The 17,605-nt window shown below is 63.4% G+C and carries 13 protein-coding genes; 9 read left to right on the forward strand and 4 right to left on the reverse strand.

The annotated features are described in order from the left end of the window. Positions 1–88: 88 nt before the first annotated feature. The 6 genes from HMPREF0326_RS04060 (at position 89) to HMPREF0326_RS04085 (ending at position 8,146) form a co-directional block, all read left to right on the forward strand. Complete coding sequence (locus HMPREF0326_RS04060; RefSeq protein WP_008683125.1) at positions 89–1,270, forward strand: aminotransferase class I/II-fold pyridoxal phosphate-dependent enzyme; 1,182 nt, start codon at positions 89–91, stop codon at positions 1,268–1,270. Positions 1,271–1,272: 2 nt separating this feature from the next. After that, positions 1,273–2,628 carry a homoserine dehydrogenase gene (locus tag HMPREF0326_RS04065; RefSeq protein ID WP_009302520.1) on the forward strand — a complete coding sequence of 452 codons (1,356 nt, stop codon included), beginning with the start codon at positions 1,273–1,275 and terminating at the stop codon, positions 2,626–2,628. 773 nt (positions 2,629–3,401) lie between these two features. After that, complete coding sequence (locus HMPREF0326_RS04070; RefSeq protein WP_008683127.1) at positions 3,402–4,559, forward strand: ATP-grasp domain-containing protein; 1,158 nt, start codon at positions 3,402–3,404, stop codon at positions 4,557–4,559. Between the two features lie 11 nt (positions 4,560–4,570). Beyond that, on the forward strand, positions 4,571–5,008 hold the full coding sequence (locus HMPREF0326_RS04075; RefSeq protein ID WP_008683128.1) for a secondary thiamine-phosphate synthase enzyme YjbQ: 438 nt from the start codon (positions 4,571–4,573) through the stop codon (positions 5,006–5,008). Further along, a complete protein-coding gene (locus HMPREF0326_RS04080; protein ID WP_008683129.1) occupies positions 5,005–6,741 on the forward strand; it encodes a cation:proton antiporter in 1,737 nt (578 codons plus the stop codon). Before HMPREF0326_RS04075 ends, HMPREF0326_RS04080 begins: the two co-directional genes overlap by 4 nt. A gap of 157 nt (positions 6,742–6,898) precedes the next feature. Then, positions 6,899–8,146, forward strand: coding sequence for a DNA polymerase IV (locus HMPREF0326_RS04085; RefSeq protein ID WP_008683130.1), 1,248 nt, complete (start codon positions 6,899–6,901; stop codon positions 8,144–8,146). A 150-nt stretch (positions 8,147–8,296) separates the two neighbouring features. Here HMPREF0326_RS04085 and HMPREF0326_RS04090 read toward each other — a convergent pair whose 3' ends face one another. Further along, the gene (locus HMPREF0326_RS04090; RefSeq protein WP_008683131.1) at positions 8,297–9,091 is read right to left on the reverse strand and encodes a TlyA family RNA methyltransferase; all 795 of its coding nucleotides are present in this window, start codon (positions 9,089–9,091) and stop codon (positions 8,297–8,299) included. Positions 9,092–9,601: 510 nt separating this feature from the next. On the opposite strand from HMPREF0326_RS04090, the gene rpmE reads away from it, so the two are divergent. The 3 genes from rpmE to prfA all read left to right on the forward strand — a co-directional run bounded on the left by rpmE (position 9,602) and on the right by prfA (position 12,164). Continuing rightward, positions 9,602–9,814 (forward strand): 50S ribosomal protein L31, encoded by a 213-nt coding sequence (gene rpmE / locus HMPREF0326_RS04095; protein WP_008683132.1) that lies wholly within the window; start codon positions 9,602–9,604, stop codon positions 9,812–9,814. A 19-nt stretch (positions 9,815–9,833) separates the two neighbouring features. After that, positions 9,834–10,844: a DUF1385 domain-containing protein gene (locus HMPREF0326_RS04100; protein ID WP_009302524.1), complete on the forward strand. Its 1,011-nt coding sequence runs from the start codon at positions 9,834–9,836 to the stop codon at positions 10,842–10,844. 249 nt (positions 10,845–11,093) lie between these two features. Then, positions 11,094–12,164, forward strand: coding sequence for a peptide chain release factor 1 (gene prfA, locus HMPREF0326_RS04105; protein WP_008683134.1), 1,071 nt, complete (start codon positions 11,094–11,096; stop codon positions 12,162–12,164). Between the two features lie 66 nt (positions 12,165–12,230). On the opposite strand, the gene HMPREF0326_RS15480 is transcribed toward prfA, so the two are convergent. The 3 genes from HMPREF0326_RS15480 to HMPREF0326_RS04120 form a co-directional block, all read right to left on the reverse strand. Continuing rightward, entirely contained in the window at positions 12,231–15,944 is a 3,714-nt protein-coding gene (locus HMPREF0326_RS15480) for an ATP-binding protein (RefSeq protein ID WP_051149922.1), read from the reverse strand. Between the two features lie 323 nt (positions 15,945–16,267). Further along, positions 16,268–16,564, reverse strand: a complete 297-nt coding sequence (locus tag HMPREF0326_RS04115) for a DUF1330 domain-containing protein (protein WP_008683136.1) — start codon at positions 16,562–16,564, stop codon at positions 16,268–16,270. A gap of 30 nt (positions 16,565–16,594) precedes the next feature. Next, entirely contained in the window at positions 16,595–17,557 is a 963-nt protein-coding gene (locus HMPREF0326_RS04120) for an SPFH domain-containing protein (protein WP_008683138.1), read from the reverse strand. Positions 17,558–17,605: the final 48 nt, after the last annotated feature.

Genomic DNA, 17,605 nt, shown 5'->3' on the forward strand with positions numbered 1-17,605 from the left:
GCTATTCTGCACGCCAAGCCGGGCCGCGCGCCGTGCGCGCCCGACCTCTCGGGTCCGGGGGTCCGGTTCAAAACAAGCGAGAAGTACAATGGAAGAGTTTTCGCGTATCCAGCGCCTGCCCCCTTATGTCTTTGCCGTCGTGGGCGACCTCAAGATGAAGTTGCGTCGGCAGAATATCGACATCGTGGATTTCAGCATGGGCAATCCCGACATTCCCACGCCGGGCCATGTGGTGGACAAGCTGGTGGAGGCCGCGCAAAAGCCGGTCAACCACCGCTATTCCTTGTCCAAGGGCATCCCCAATCTGCGCAAGGCCGTCTGTGACCGTTACGCCCGCCTCTACGGCGTGGAACTGGACCCGGAACGCGAAGCCATCGTGACCATGGGCTCCAAGGAAGGCCTGGCCCACCTCTCCCTGGCCATGCTGGAACCCGGCGATGTGGTGCTGGCCCCGGACCCCACCTATCCCATCCATAAATACGCGCCGATCATCGCGGGCGCGGACGTGCGCAGCGTGCCCATCGGCCCGGGGCGCGACTTTTTCGAGGATCTGACCGCCGCCACCCGCCAGGCCTGGCCCAAGCCCAAGCTGCTTTTCCTCTGCTATCCGCACAATCCCACCACCGAGGTGACGGACCTGGATTTCTTCCGCAAGGTGGTGGCCTTCGCCAAGGAGAACGGCCTCTGGGTCGTCCATGACCTGGCCTACGCGGATCTGGTTTTCGACGGCTACAAGGCCCCCAGTTTCCTTCAGGCCGAAGGGGCCAAGGATGTGGGCGTGGAGTTCTACACCCTGTCCAAGAGCTATTCCATGCCCGGCTGGCGTGTGGGCTTCTGTCTGGGCAACCCGCGCCTGGTGCACGCCCTGGCCCGGATCAAGAGCTATCTGGACTACGGCATTTTCCAGCCTATCCAGATCGCTTCCACCGTGGCCCTCAACGGGCCGGAGGACTGCGTGCACGAAATTTGCGACATCTACCGCGAGCGCCGCGACCGCCTCATTGAGGGGCTGGGGCGCATCGGCTGGGAGGTGCCCTCGCCCAAGGCCACCATGTTTGTCTGGGCGCGCATTCCCGAGCCCTTCCGCAAGATGGGCTCCGTGGAATTTTCCAAATTGCTGCTGACCGAGGCGCAGGTGGCCGTATCGCCGGGGCTGGGCTTCGGTTCCTACGGCGACGAATACGTGCGTTTCGCCCTCATTGAAAACGAGCACCGCACCCGGCAGGCCGTCAGCAATATGCGCCGCCTGCTCTCGGGCGCGCCGGAGTAAGAATGACGAAAGCCAACGAAAGCAAACCCCTGGTGGTCGGCCTGGCCGGTTTCGGCACGGTGGGCGGCGGCCTGGCGCGTCTGCTCAAGGAAAACGCGGACATCATCCGCCGCCGCACGGGCCGCGACATCGTGGTCAAGCGCGTGCTGGTGCGCAACGCCCAGAAGGCCCGCAACGTGCCACTGCCCGAGGGCGCGGAACTGACCACCGACCCGGCGCTGCTCACAGATGATCCGGATATCGACGTGCTGGTGGAACTCATCGGCGGCATTGACCAGGCCCGCGCGCTCATCGACCGCGCCCTGGACCAGGGCAAGCATATCGTCACGGCCAACAAGGCCCTGCTGGCCGAGGAGGGCCTGGCCCTCTTCCAGAAGGCCGAGCGCAAAAAGCGCATTCTGCGCTATGAGGCCAGCGTGGCCGGGGCCATCCCCATTGTCCAGGCCCTCAAGGAAAGCCTGACCGGCAACCGCATCGAGTCGCTGATGGGCATCCTCAACGGCACCAGCAATTACATCCTGTCGGAAATGACCTCCAACGGCCTGGATTTTGACCTGGCCCTCAAGCAGGCCCAGGAGCTGGGCTACGCCGAGGCCGATCCCACGCTGGACATCGACGGGCACGACGCGGCCCACAAGCTGATCCTGCTGATCCGCCTGGCCTACGGGGTCAATTACCCCTACACGGCCCTGTCCGTGCGCGGCATCCGGGGGCTTTCGGCCATGGACATCCGCTTGGCGCGCGAGTTCGGCTATCGCATCAAGCTCATCGGCCAGGTGCGCGAAGTGCGTTGCCCCGATGCGAAAAAGGACGGCAAGGATTGCGCGGGCGACGGTTTTGACCGTCCGGTCCGCCTGGAAGCCGGGGTCTTTCCGGCCCTGGTGCACCACACCTTTCTGCTGGCGCGCGTGGGCGGCGTGTACAATGCCGCGCGGGTGGAGGCCAACGCGGCCGGGGCGCTTTTCTTCCACGGGCGCGGAGCCGGGGATCTGCCCACGGCCGGGGCCGTGCTGGCCGACCTGATGGCCGTGGCCCGCGAGGAGCGGCCCAATAACACGGGCTTTGTGGGCAAGGAACTGCCCAAGGCCGCCATTGTGCCGCCCGAGGAATGGCGTTCCTGCTACTACGTGCGGGTCATGGTCCAGGACGCGCCCGGCGTGCTGCGGGACATTTCCGGCTGCATGGCCGCCGAGGGCATCAGCGTGGCCCAGATGATCCAGAAAGCGGATGAGGGCCAGGGCGTGCCCCTGGTCTTCATGACCCATGAAACATCGGCCAGAGCCATGAGCGACGCGCTTCAGCGCGCGGTGGACGCGGGCCTGCTCAAGGAACCGGCGGTGTATTTCAGGGTGCTGTAGGAAGTGGCACTGCGGCGGTGGGTTCCGGAAGGGGCCCGCCGCTTCTCGCTTTGGGGGCGCCCGCAGGCCCCCCTCCCAAGGTCATTCTGTTCTTCGTCCGTTGTTCTATTTTGCCCTGCGGGCACGGAGCTTACGGCGTGACGCCGTTTTGTCCGCCTCCGGCGCGGGCAGGGGGCGGGTTATGGGGCTGCGCCCCCTCCTCCGCCCCCTTGCAACCCCCCGGAACACCCCTGCCGGGTTTTCCAAAGCTTCCAGCTTTCGAGGGCTGCGCGGCTTTTGCTGCGGGAGCTTCCCTCACTTCGTTCGGGCGATCTCCCTCCGCACCGCGCAATGCCATCCACTGACGGTTGTTGAGAAGGGCATGTTCAGCCGCTGGACGTTGGCACACGGCGATTTCAGGACGCAGTGAGGCAAGCGAGCAAGCTCCGTGGTACGCCGCGTCGAGGTGTTACGACAATTACGCAGGGGCTGGGGTTGCGCGCAAGCCGTTGCCGCGCCAGCGGCTTGCTTGAGCCGTTTACGGCGAAGCAGTATTACGGATCAAGGCAACATTGCTACGGATAGCGACAGCGATTCCCCTGGACAGCGTTTTGCGTAACCAAGTGGCGGCGCGCCCGCAGGCCCCCCTCTCGACCCCGCCCCACAAGTCTGGCATTCTTACGGCTGCCCGCCGGGGCAGTTTTGCCCCCGGTCCGGCGCGCCGCCGCGGCGGCCGGAAGGCGGCACATGTATGTTCAACAATCAGACAGCATCAGCGGAGCCACGGCCCAACCATGATCATTCTCGATGAACCCTATGTCTCGCCGGAGCTGGCGGCCTACGCCGCCGCCCGGCGGGAACCCGTACTGGATAACGCCACGGCCCGCGCCTGCGCGCGCGAATACGGGGCGCCCCTCAATCTGGTGTCCGACGACGCCTTCGCGGCGCTCTGCCAGGGCGCGCCCCGCCTGTACACCTGTTCGGAAAACGCCCTGGAATGGGTGTACAAAAAATCCGGCAACAACGCGCTGATGGAACGCATCTGGCGGCTGAAGGACAAGGCGGCCTGCCGGGATCTGCTGGCCCCGCTCTATGGGAATTTTTTCTTCCGCCGGGTCACTCCGGCGGAACTGGCCACGCTGCCCTTTGAGGAGCTCAAGGTTCCCTGCGTGCTCAAACCCGCAGTGGGCTTTTTCAGCCTGGGCGTGTACAGCATTGAAAACGCGGCCCAGTGGGAGGCGGCCAAGGCCGCCGTGGCCGCGGACGCCGCCCGCTGGAGCGAGCAATACCCGCCCGAGGTTGTGGGCGGCGGCACTTTTCTGCTGGAGGAATACATCCAGGGCGAGGAATATGCCGTGGATGTCTACTTTGACGAGCAGGGCCGGGCCGTGGTCTGCGACATTCTGCGGCATGAATTTTCCTCGGCCGCGGACGTCAGCGACCGCCTCTACTATACGAGCCGGGAGATCATCGAAAGCCGCCTGACCGAGTTCGAGGCTTGGTTCAACCGGGTCAACGGCCTGTTGGGCCTGCGCAATTTCCCGGTCCATGTGGAGCTGCGCCGGGACGACAAGGGCCGCATCGCGCCCATTGAATTCAATCCCCTGCGTTTCGCGGGCTGGTGCTCCACGGACGTCAGCCTTTTTGCCTGGGGTTTCTATTCCTACGGCTGCTTTCTGGAAGGCGGGCGTCCGGACTGGGAACGGGCCCTGGCCGGTAAGGCCGGGAAGCTCTATACCCTGATGGTGCTGAACAAGCCCGAAAACTGCCCGCCGGTGCAGAGCTTTGACTACGACGCCCTGCGCCGGGATTTCGGCAAGGTACTGCACCTGCGGCCCTGCGATTTCAGGCGTTTTTCCCATTTCGGCTTTCTGTTTACCGAAACTCCGGCGGACCGGCGGGAAGAGCTGGACCGCATTATCCGTTCCGACCTTACGGAATATATGCAGTAAGGACATGTTTTATGTACAAACTCGAATTCACTACCAACGCGCGTTGCGAAATGCGCGACATTACCCCGGAGCTGCGCGCCCTTGTGGGCCGCACGGCCCGTGAGCGGGGTTGGCGGCAGGGAGCCCTGGCCCTGTTCTGCCCGCATACCACCTGCGGTCTGACCGTCAATGAAGGCGCGGACCCGGACGTGCGGCGCGACATGCTGGCCTTTTTCAGCCGCCTCGCGCCGGAGCAAGGCGACTACCGACATGCCGAAGGCAACAGCGACGCCCACATCAAGGCCACCCTGCACGGCCCCTCCTTGCTGCTTCTGGTGGAGGACGGCGAAATCCGCCTGGGCACCTGGCAGTCCGTCTATCTCTGTGAGGGCGACGGCCCGCGTCGCCGCTCCCTCTGGCTGCAATGGCTGCCCGGCGAAAACGGAGAACGCGGGGAGGCCCGGCCATGAGCGGCACGCATGAAGTCACCCTGATCCTGACCCTGGCCGGAGGCCTTTCCGCCGCCCTGGTGCTGGGTTTCATCACCCAGAAGCTGCATCTCTCGCCCCTGGTGGGGTATCTGCTGGCGGGCGTGCTGGTGGGCCCGCATTCGCCGGGCTTTGTGGCCGACGCGGCCACGGCGGCCCAGTGCGCGGAGATCGGCGTGATCCTGCTGATGTTCGGCGTGGGCCTGCACTTCCATCTCAAGGATCTGCTGGCCGTGCGCAATATCGCCGTGGCCGGGGCTGTGGCCCAGATCGGCCTGACCACCGTGGCCAGCATGGGCATATTGTCCCTGTTCGGTTTTTCGCTCCTGGCCGGGGCCGTGTTCGGCATGTCCGTTTCCGTGGCCAGCACCGTGGTGCTCACCCGCGTGCTTTCCGACAACCACGCCCTGCACACCCGCACCGGCCATGTGGCCCTGGGCTGGCTGGTGGTGGAGGATCTCTTCACCATTCTGCTGCTGGTGCTGCTGCCCGCCGTGCTTACGCCCGAAGGCGGCGTCAGCGGCGGCGGTTTCTGGTCCGCCCTGGGCCTGACCCTGCTCAAGCTGGCCGCGCTTTCCGTGTTCACCCTGCTGGTGGGCCAGAAGCTGATCCCGCTTTTCCTGGGCTATGTGGCGCGCACCGGCACCCGCGATCTCTTCACCCTGGCGGTCATCGCCCTGGCGCTGGGCATTGCCGTGGCCGCCGCGCTCTTTTTTGACGCCTCCATGGCCCTGGGCGCGTTTCTGGCGGGCATGGTGGTGGGCCAGTCCGATTTCAGCGCCCGCGCCGCCGCCGAAGCCCTGCCCCTGCGCGACGCCTTTGCCGTGCTCTTTTTCGTTTCCGTGGGCATGCTTTTCGACCCGGCGGCCCTGCTCAGCGACTGGCCCCTGATGCTGGCGACCCTGGGCATCATCATTGTGGTCAAGCCCCTGGCGGCTCTGCTCATGACCACCCTGTTCCGGAAGCCTCTGCGTCTGAGCCTGTCCGTGGCCGTGGCTCTGGGCCAGATCGGCGAATTTTCCTTCATTCTGGCGGCCATGGGCATCAGCCACGGCCTGTTCGGACCCGAGGTGAACAACGCCATCATCCCGGCGGCCATGATTTCCATTACCCTCAACCCCCTGCTGTACCGGCGCATTGACGGCGCGGTCCGCTGGCTGGAACGCCACGGCCCGGCCTGGCTCTCCCGCTCCCCCTTGCCGCGTCTGTCCGCCGAGGCTGTGGGGGCTGGCGGGACCGTGGAGGAAAACGAGCCCCACCGCGTGGTTGTGGTGGGTTACGGCCCGGTGGGCCGCAACCTCTGCCGCATCCTGCGCGACAGCGGCATCATTCCGGTGGTGGTGGAAAACAACATCGACACGGTGCGCAAACTGCGCGCCGACGGCAAACCGGCGGTGCACGGCGACGCGGCCCAGGCCGAGGTGCTGCGCGAAGCCGGACTGGAACGGGCCGAGGCCCTGCTGCTGACCACGCCGTCCATTCCGGCCCGTGAAGTGACGCCCATTGCCCGCTCGGTCAATTCCGGCATCCGTATTCTGGCCAATACAGCCTTCCTGAGCGAGGCCCGTGCCCTGCGTAAGCTGGGCGTGGCCGAGGTCTTCAGCGGCGAACGGGAAGTGGCCCTGGCCATGTCCGAATTCCTGCTGCACGACCTGGGAGCCACGGACGCCCATGCGCAGAGTGAATTGCAGCGCCTGCGCGAGGAACTGGAATAGCCGTGCCATGTTCTTTTGTCCGCTGGCTGCGTCAGGCGAGCTTTTTATTCCGGTCGAGGACCGGCAGAGTCCACTCCCGTCATAAAAAGCTCGCCTTCCTTGCCAGCGGGCAAAATTCCTATGGCACGGCCTTGCTGGGGGCAAAACCGGATTCACCATGATTTTGCACCTGGATATGGACGCCTTTTTTGCCGCTGTGGAGCAAATGGACAACCCGGAACTGCGCGGCAAACCTGTGATCATCGGCGGCGGCCTGCGCGGAGTGGTGTCCACGGCCTCCTATGAGGCGCGGGTCTTCGGCGTGCATTCGGCCATGCCCATTGTCACGGCCCGGCGGCTCTGCCCGCAGGGTATCTTCGTCCACGGCCGCCGCCATCGTTATTCCGAGCTTTCGCGCGCCATTATGGCGGCCTTGGGCGATTTTTCCCCTTTGGTGGAACCGGCCAGCATCGACGAGGCCTATCTGGACGCCGCGGGCCTCACGCGCTTGTTCGGCCCGCTGGAAGAACTCATCGCGCGGATCAAGGACCGGGTGGCCGAGGTGACGGGCGGCCTGACCTGTTCGGTGGGGGCCGCGCCCGTGAAGTTTCTGGCCAAGATCTGTTCGGATGTGAACAAGCCCGACGGCGTGTTCATCCTGCGGCCCGAGGATGCGGATGATTTCCTCCTGCCCCTGGAAGTGGGCCGCCTGCCCGGCGTGGGACGGCGCATGGTGGAGAGCCTGCGGGATCTGGGCATTGTGACCGTGGCCCAGTTGCGCCGCTACAGTCCGGAATTTCTGGAAAAGCGCTACGGCAAATGGGGCCGGGCCCTGTATGAGCGGGCCTACGGCATTGATCCGCGCCCGGTCACGCCCGAGCGGCCCATGAAAAGCGAGAGCGCGGAATGCACCTTTGAGCGGGACACCCGCGACCGGGAGTTTCTGGTCCGCATGCTTCTGGCCCATGCCGAGCGGGTGGGCGCCTCGCTGCGGCGACACAAACTCAGCGGGCGGACCATCACCCTGAAGGTCAAATTCGCGGATTTTCGCCAGATTACCCGTTCCCGCACCCTGGCGGAAGCCACCAACGCCACGGAAACCATTTTTGAGACCGGCCGGGAACTGCTGCGCGAGCTCAAGCCGGCCCAGGCCGTGCGGCTCATCGGCCTGGGTGTCTCAGGCTTTGAGGAGAATCCGGTCCAGCTCCTTCTGCCGGGCCGGGATCTGAGCAAGGCGCTGGGCAAGGGCGGCCATGATCCGCAACAGGAGGCCAAACGGCGCAAGCTGGATCAGGCCCTGGACACGCTGCGCGGGCGCTTCGGCAAGGAGGCCGTGCAGCGGGGCAGGCTGTTCCGGCCGGGCGAGGCCGGTACGAAGGAAAAGCCGGACAAAGCGAAAAAGGGCGACAGGACGAAAAAAACGTGAGGTTCCGGCAACGCGACGAGTGCGAGGCGGCGAGTAAACCGAGCCGCCCGCCACGGGGGCGTAAGCGTAATTTATTTGCGCGGTTAAGCGCCGGAGTGAGCGGCTAAAAACTTTGAGAATATCAATTCTCAAAGTTAATCTGCTCTAGGTTCAGTCCCGCCGGTTCTTGCGAAACAGGGCCATGTATTCCTGATTTCCCTTGGGCCCCTTGACGGCGGCGGGCAGCACGCCCTCGCTCGCCAGATTCAGGTTGGCCGCGCAAAAGGCCAGAATCTTGTCCACCGCGCGCTGGCGGGCGGCTTCGTCGCGTACCACGCCCTTGACCGTTTCGCCGGGCCCCAGCTCGAACTGGGGCTTGATCAGCACGGCCGCCAGACCGCCGGGCTTCAGCCAAGTCATGCACGGCGGCAGCACCAGCGTCAGGGAAATGAAGGAGACATCCGCCACCACCAGGTCCACGGCTTCGGGGATCAGCTCCGGCGGCGCGTGGCGCAGGTTCACGCCTTCCAGGCTGACGACCCTGGCGTCGGCGCGCAGTTTTTCATGCAACTGGTTGCGGCCCACGTCCACGGCGTAGACCCGCGCGGCCCCGCGCTGGAGCAGGCAGTCCGTGAAGCCGCCGGTGGAGGCTCCGGCGTCCAGGCAGACCAGGGCGCTCACGTCCAGATGGAAGTGGTCGAGGATGGTCAGCAGCTTGTAGGCCCCCCGGCTCACGTAGCGTTCGCTTTCCAGCAGGGCGAAGCGCGTTTCCGCGGGGTAGGGGTGGCCGGGCTTGGGCACGCGCTGCGGTGGCGCGCCGGGCGGCAGCAGGGGCTCGCCGTCCGGTCCGGTGGGCGAAAGGACGATCTGGCCGGCCATGATCAGGCGGCGGGCCTGCTCCCGGCTTTCGGCCAGGCCCTGTTCAAAGGCCAGTTGGTCGGCGCGCTGACGCTTGTCTTTGGGCATGGGGCAGATATAGCCGCTCGGAGCCGCGCTGGCAATGGCGGTCCGCCCTCCGTCGGCCTGATCTCGCTGTGCAGGGTCATTCTGTTCTCCGTCCGTTGTTTTATTTTGCCCTCCGGGCATTAGGGTTTTCACTTTATTTCCGTTTGGGCCGCCCCCTGCCCGCGCCGGAGGCGGCCCAAGCGCCGGGAGGCGTAAAGCCTCTGCGCCCGCAGGACTCGGGATGCCTCATCCGTATGACAAGCCCATAGAGCACGTCCTGTTGAAAAGTAACCTGCTCTAAGTACAAAAGAACCCTGCCTACAGGCGGAGAACGGAATGGCCCTGATGTCGGCGCGCGAGGCGCTTGCCAAGCGACAAAAAGAGGTCTATATATGTCGTCCCTGTCTGATATTCCCTTCAGGCAGAGTAAAAAAATTGCGCGGCGTCCGTAAAGGTCAGGCCCGTGCCGGTCCCTTCCGGCAAGGCGGGCTGCTCGAAGCCGGGTCCGGCCGACTGCGACGAGGTTTTGTCATGAAAAAAGACATTCATCCCAAAGTGTTCATGGCCACCATTACCTGCGCCTGCGGCCATGAGGAGCAAGTGCTCTCCACCAAGGGCGAACAGGTGCATGTGGAAGTCTGCTCCGCCTGCCATCCCTTCTTCACCGGCAAGCAGCGCTTCCTGGATACGGCCGGCCGCATTGACCGCTTCCGTAAAAAGTACGCCAAGTTTGAGCAGAAGTAAGCGCGGACCGGCCGGACGCATGCGTTTCGCCCCGCCGCCGGGCCTTGTGCCCGGCCTGCTGGCCCTTTTGCCCTGCCTGACGGCCGACTGCCCCCCGGTGGGCGGTCAGGCCGTCATGGAGGGCGTGATGATGCGCAACGGCGATACCTATGGTCTTGCCGTGCGCCGTCCGGACGGCGTCATTCGCGCCCAGCGGCTGCCCTGGTTTTCCCTGACCCGCCATGCCTGGCTCAAGAAACCCTTTGTGCGGGGTTTTCCGGTTCTGCTGGAAACCCTGGTCAACGGCATCCAGGCCCTGAACCGTTCGGTGGAAGCCGCGGCCCAGGGCGAGGAGGAAGAGCTTTCGGGCTGGCATCTGGCTTTGAGCCTGGGCTTGGCGCTGGTCATGGCCGTCGCGCTTTTTGTAGTGGCCCCGCATCTGTTGTCGCTGGTCATGCTCTGGCTGCATTTGGGCGGCGACGTGGAAGGGCTGTCCTTCCATCTCTGGGACGGCTTCTTCAAGTGCTGCATCTTCATGGGCTATATCCGGCTGATTTCCTATGTGCCGGATATCCGTCGCGTGTTCCAGTACCACGGGGCCGAGCACAAGACCATCCACGCCTTTGAGAGCGGGGACGAGGTCAGCGCGGCCAGCGCCGCCCGCATGAGCCGCCTGCATCCGCGTTGCGGCACCACCTTTCTGCTCTTTGTGATCTGCATTTCGATCATTCTGCACGCGGTGCTGGTGCCCCTGCTGTTGATGATTTACACGCCCCAGAGCGCGATTGCCAAGCATGCCCTGACCATCGCCTTCAAACTTTTGCTCATGGTGCCCATCAGCGCCCTGGCCTACGAGCTGATCCGTTACGCGGCGCGCATGCCCGACGGCTTCTGGGCCACGCTGCTGCGCGCGCCGGGTCTGGCTCTGCAACGCCTGACCACCTACGAGCCGGACGAAGCCCAGCTGGATGTGGCCGTGGTGGCCCTGCGCGAGGCCCTGGGGCCGGACGCCGGGGACAACATCCGCACCGCGCCGTATACGGAAGCCTGACTTTTCACCCGCGCCGGGACAGGGCGGATTGCCTTTGAGACGCACACGTTTCAAAGGATTCATTCCGGCAAAAAATGCGGTTATCGTTGCTGTCGATCTCCGTATGGCTTCGTTGCCGCCAACGGGGACAGCCCCCTCGGGCTGCCTTCGGTCGTTTTGCCGTGCGGGCCGTTACCGCGCCCGCCAGGGGCCGGGTGGATCGTATTTTGTTCTTTTTCATCTTTTTGCAGTGTGTGTTGGAGATCGTGTATGTTCGCCAAACTGGAAGGCCTTGAAAAGAAATATATGGAGCTGGAAGAAGCTCTGGCCCAGCCCGACGTGTTCAACGATCAGGAGCATTACCGCAAACTGACCAAGGCGCATGCCGATCTGCGTGAGATTGTGGATCTCTTCCGCCGCCACCGGGCCCTGCAGCAGGAAATGGCTGAAAACAAGCAACTGCTGCACGACGAGGACCCGGATATCCGGGATATGGCGCATGAGGAGATTCGCAGGGCAGAAAGCGAACTGCCCCGGATTGAGCAGGCCCTGAAAGTGGCCCTGCTGCCCACGGACCCCCTGGACGAAAAGAACACCATTCTGGAAATCCGGGCGGGTACCGGCGGCGAGGAGGCGGCCCTGTTCGCGGCGGATCTCTTCCGCATGTATACCCGCTATGCCGAGCTTCAGGGCTGGAAGGTGGAAATCATGAGCGAGTCGCCGTCCGAGTCCGGCGGCTACAAGGAAATCATCTGCCTGATCGCCGGCGACCGGGTCTACAGCCGACTTAAATTTGAAGCGGGCACCCACCGCGTGCAGCGCGTGCCCGCCACCGAAACCCAGGGCCGCATCCACACCTCGGCGGCCACCGTGGCCGTGATGCCCGAAGCCGAGGAAGTGGACGTGGAGATCCGGCCCGAAGATCTGCGCATCGATATTTACCGCGCTTCCGGCGCGGGCGGCCAGCACGTCAACAAGACGGAATCCGCCGTGCGCATCACCCATCTGCCCACCAACACGGTGGTCACCTGCCAGGATGAGCGCTCCCAGCACAAAAACAAGGCCCGGGCCATGAAGGTGCTGGCCTCGCGCATTCTGGCCGCCGAGCGTGAACGCCAGAATTCCGAACTCTCCGCCGACCGCAAGGCCCAGGTGGGTTCGGGCGACCGCTCCGAACGCATCCGGACCTACAATTTTCCGCAGGGCCGCTGCACGGACCATCGCATCAACCTGACCCTCTATTCCCTGGACCGGATCATGGAAGGCGAACTGACTCCGCTGTTCGATGCCCTGTCCACAGCGGCGCAGACCGAGGCGCTCAAGGCGCAGGCCGAAGACTAGGCACAGCACCAAACCGGCGCATTTCGGCGGTCGCGGCAAGCCCTCATGGGCGGCCGCGACCGCCTTTTACGTTGAGTCGCCGTTGGCCAGGAGTTTTTCCAGCATCTCCATGAGCTTGTCGTTTTCAAGCGGCTTGGCAAGATGGCCGTTCATGCCGTTGGCCAGCACCAGGTCCACGTCTTCCTTGAAGGCATTGGCGGTCAGGGCGATGATCGGCACGCTTCGGGCATCGGGCCGGTCCATGGCGCGGATGGCTTTGACCGCGGCGTAGCCGTCCATCCTGGGCATCTGCAGATCCATGAAAATCAGGTCATAGAAGTTGACGGGCGAGCGTGCGAACATCGCCACGGCTTCGGTTCCGTCCGCGGCCTCATCCATCCGCAGACCCAGGTTCGAAAGCTGTTCAATGACGATGATGCGGTTTATCTCCACGTCATCCACGAGCAAAATGCGCTTGCCCGCCAAGGCTGCCGGGCTTTTGTCGGGGGCTTCCCGCTGTTGCGGGGTGTTGTCCGCTTCCTTGAGCCAGAGCAAGAATGAAAATGCACTGCCCTTGCCCGGCGTGCTTGTGACGGCAATATCGCCGCCCATATGCTTGATGATGCTTTTGCTGATGGAGAGCCCGAGGCCCGTGCCGCCATAGGCGCGGGCAATGTGGGTGCTCCCCTGCTCAAAGGGCTCGAACAGGGTCTTGAGCGTTTCCTCGGCAATGCCCACGCCGTTGTCCTGAACCAGAAAGGAAATCAGGCGTTCGCCCCGGCGTCTGTCCTCCTGGCGCACCCGGAAAAGAATTTCCCCGAGTTCCGGCGTGAACTTGGCCGCATTGCCCAGCAGATTGATCAGCACCTGCCGCAGGCGCAGCGAGTCCGCTTTCAGATGCGCGGTTGCAATGCCTTCCACGGCAACATTGAAAGCAATGTTTTTCTCCATGCAGCGGGGACGGATAATGCTCTCCACGCTGTTCACGAGCTTGGAAAGCGCAAAACTGTCTTCGCTCAGTTCTATCTTGCCCGCCTCGATTTTGGAGATGTCCAGAATGTCGTTGAGCAGGCCCAGCAGATGGTGCGAGGAAACCTCTATCTGATTGGCGCAGTTCAGTAGTTCATCGGTGGGACTGCGCGCGTGCAGTTTTTTTCTGGCGATATTGGCCATGCCGATGATGGCATTCATGGGTGTGCGTATTTCATGGCTCATCCGGGCCAGGAAGGAGCTCTTGGCCTCGTTGGCCCTGTTGGCCGTGGCACAGGCCTCCTGCAATTCCGTCTGGATCCGGCGCAGCTCCTTTTCCACGGCAACCCGTTGCGAAACGTCGCGGGCCACGCCCAGCAGGGCCAGAACCTCGCCCCCGGCATTGAATTGGGGGATGCGCACCACATCCATATTTTCGCTGTGGCCGTCGGCAAAATACACGGTTTCTTCGGTATACAGAGGCGTGCGGCCCTCGATGGCCGCCCGGAAATTTTCCAGCGAGCGGGCGGCGACCTCCGGCGGAAAGACGGCGGACGCGGGCAATCCGCGAATTTCCTCGGGAGTTTTATTCACCAGGGCCGCAAAGCGCGGGTTGACCGCCTGGTAGTTGCCCCCCTTGTCCTGATACCAGAGTATGTCCGGAGAATTGACGAAAATGGTTTCCAGTAGGGCGCGTTGTCGTTCAATGCGTTTCTGCTCCTCGATAATGGCGGTGACGTCGGCGGTATGCACAAGATGGCCCGTAACCACGCCCCGGCCGTCGGTCAGGCTCTCGGCCCTTCCCTGGTAGTAGCGGCCGGAATGTTCATGCCGGAGCACCTCCGGCTCTGTGCCGCGCGCCAGGCATGCCAGCGGGCAGTAAGCCGTGCCCGGAGGGAAGATGGTGTTTTCCGCATAGGGCTTGCCCAGCACATCTTCCAGGGTTTTGCCGATCAGGGCGAGCCCGGCCTCGTTCATGTATGCCAGCTTGCCCGAGAGATCGACAATGCTGAGCGGGCCTTTGTCGCTGTTCACCAGGCTGTCGGCCAAACCGTCGAAGGAGTCGGACAGGGCCCCCATTTCATCCTTGACCGGCGCGCGAAAACGAAATTGCCGCTCGCCCGCGCGGAAGCGGGAGATGCCTCGGACCATCTGCGCGATGCGCCTGGTAAAGACCGAGGCCATCCAGATGGCGATGAGGATGACCAGCACGGACATGAGCGTTGTGGAAACGGACAGGCTCGCGGCGGTCTGCCAGAGGTTTTCGCTGATGGCCCGGTAGGTGTCTTCGGAAACGGCGGAAAGTTCCTCATCCGTGGCGTTGACGAGGTTTTGCAGGGTGGCCTGCGTCGCCATGGCCGGGCGGTGGAATTCGTCCAGTCCCGCGCCCACGGCCACAAAGCCGAAGCCCCGGCGGCTATTGCCGTATTGCCCGGTATAATAGGGAATGGCCGCCGCGGTGTTCAGCTTCCACAGTCCGCTCCATAAAATGCGAAAGGAGCCCGAGCCGCCGTCCCTGGTCAGGTCGAACCAGCCGGTACACTGCGGCGCGAAATTCAGATAGCGGCAATCCAGGCCCACCATGCCCCGGCGGGTCAGTTCAGCCGCTGGTTTTTTGCTGTTGGACTGGGCCTGAAAGGTGGGCACGTCCTCAATGAACGCGGCATAACTTTTGCCGCTGGCCTGCCATTCCTCGTAAATTCGCTCTTCAAGCCAGGGAACCTGTGGGTCGCCGGTTTCGGGATCATAACCGGCGATGGAGTGGTGGCGGGGGTGACAAATGCTGCGGCCCTTGTGGTCCCAGATAAAGGCGTAATTGCCTTCAAAGGCGTCGGGCAGTTCTGTGTAGCGCTCAAGGGCCGGGGTCAGCCTGTCCACGAATTCCATGAGGTGGTCATGGTCCAGCGCAAGGGTGACGTAGCCCGTAACCGCGCCGTCGCGCACCACGGGCGAGGCCCAGCGCACCAGGCCCTTGAAGCGTATGCCGTTGGGATTTTCCTTGCCCGCATAGGCCTGCTTTTCCGGATCATAGGGGATATGGCGGGCCCGTGTATTGCTCGGCGTGTACATGCCGATGAAATTCGTGCCCACATATTGGCCGATGACGTCGGAAACGTAAATCTCGCCGGGCCTGAGTTTTTTTAGCTCCGCGAAATAATTTTCCGCCCTGACAAAGGTATTGCGCCTGTCGGCGATATTTTTGAGCGCCGGGGACAAAAGCGGGGAAGTGGTCACCTTGAGGCGCTCCATACCGTCAAGATCCACAAAGGTCATTTCAAGATACAGGGGGCGGGATTCACGTTCAAAGCCATCGGGCGGCCGGTAGTGGAAGCTGTAGTCGTTTTCCTCAATGGAGGAGGCGATCCGCGGCGCGGGCGGCGGCGGGCTTGCCCGCTGCCAGGACCGCCCGTTGGCCGCCAGCTCCCACTGGCCGGGCTTGACGAGGCGGCCCAGCTTTTGGGCTGTGAAGTTGCGGTACAAGGCCTCGTCCGGGGGGAGAGTGGCGGCAAAAAGAATGTCCGCGTCGCGGTGATACAGAAAGTCGGCCACGGCGCGGGCCGTGTCGGTGGTCATGCGCTCTATCTCGGCGGTGGCACGGTTGTCCAGGGCCTGCACCGTGTCGTTGACCGCGATCTTGCCGGTATGATCAAGGGCCTTCACGGCCTTGCGCGAAATTTCCGCCGTGCGGACTTTCAGTTCCTCGCCGAGTTCCTTGGATTGCATCCAGGCTAGGAGGGCGAGCAGAATCAAGGGCAAGACTTTGATGGCCGCAAACAGGCTGATGAGTTTAGCGCGCATGCCCACGCCGAGATCCGCCAGTTTTTTTTTCAAGGCGCGTCATCAAAGGCAGTCGTTTCGGGTCCACTTCGGGAACCTCCATGTGGCGTCAACGGGGAATCAATGGAAGAACTGAGGAAATGCGCGAAGGGCGGGATAAGACAGAGGTGTGGTTAGAGGGTCGGTACGGAGGGGTATTGTAATCTCATAGTCTGAAAGATGTTTTTCCGCAAGAGATGCGGGAAAAGCCGGAGAGCCGTTGCTTTTGCCTGTTTTGATCCGCCTTCAGGGAACCGGGATGAAGGGAGTCCGGAACGCGGACGCGCCGTGCCCGATTGTGAGGGGCACGGCGCGAGAAAAGGCTGTAAGCGTGGGGCTCAGTCGTCTTCGGCAATGACCGCGCTGCTCCTGACAGACGCAAGCAGCAGATCTTGGATGGCCCGATATTCTTCCGAGGCGAAGCAGGCTTCCAGCGCGGCTCTGTCCGGAAAACGGATCATAATCACCCGGTCCGGCCGCCAATCCCCGGCAAGATGCGCAAGCCGTTCGGTCCGCACCAGGTAGCGGCCGCCGTGACGTTCCACGATGGGCCTTACTTTCTTAATATAGGCGTCATAGAGCGGACGGGCGGCCGGATTGTCGAGCTGGATGCTGACTATGAAAAATGCCGCCATGGCCGATTCCCCCTTGGCCTATATGCCCAATCAGGCTTTGGTCTTGTTGGTTTCGGCGGACAGGCCCTGGCCCGGCTTGATGATCTTGGTCATGGTCGCCACCATGCCGGCGGCGTCTGCCACGTCGGCCGGGATGATCATGCTGTTGCCGGTCTTGGCCAGCTTGCCGAATTCGTTGATGTAGGCCTCGGCCAGCCGGAGCTGGGCCGCGGCCACGCCGTCGTTGCCCAGCTGGTCGCCCACGATGCGGAGGCCCTCGGCCGTGGCCGTGGCCACGGTGCGGATCTGGGCGGCCTCGCCCTCGGCCTGGTTGATGATGGCCTGCTTCTGGCCTTCGGACTGGGCAATGGCCGCCGCCTTGGCGCCTTCGGCCCGGTTGATCTGCGACTGCATTTCGCCCTCGGATTCGGCGATGGTGGCACGCTTTTCACGTTCGGCGCGCATCTGTTTTTCCATGGCTTCCATGACCGTGGCCGGGGGCGTGATGTCGCGAATTTCATAGCGCAGCACCTTGACCCCCCAAGGCGCGGTGGCCGCGTCCAAGGCCTCCACTACTTCCTGGTTGATGCGGGTACGTTCCTCAAAGGTCTTGTCCAGTTCCAGCTTGCCGATGACCGAGCGCAGCGAGGTCTGAGCCAGCTGAATGGCGCCCCATTCGTAATCGGAAATGCCGTAGGCGGATTTTTCCGGCGTGATGACCTGGAGGTAGAGCACACCGTCAATGTCCACGCTGACGTTGTCGCGGGTGATGCAGGTCTGTTTGGGCACGTCCAGAACCTGCTCCTTGAGGCTGCGTTTGTAGGCCACCACATCCACAAAGGGCAGCAGCAGGTGAAAGCCCGCGTAAAGCACCTTGTGGAATTTGCCCAGGCGTTCCACCACATAGGCGGATTGGTTGGGCACCACAACGGCGGTTTTGATCAGAACGATGATGACCAGTACCGCCAGCAGGAACAGCCAGCCGAACTGACCAAAGGATTCAAAGAGGGACATAGGAGCTCCGGAATGGTTGTGCGTGAAGGGGGAGGGCGGGGCCGCAAG

The sequence above is a fragment of the Desulfovibrio sp. 3_1_syn3 genome, assembly GCF_000145315.2.
GTDB lineage: Bacteria > Desulfobacterota > Desulfovibrionia > Desulfovibrionales > Desulfovibrionaceae > Desulfovibrio > Desulfovibrio fairfieldensis.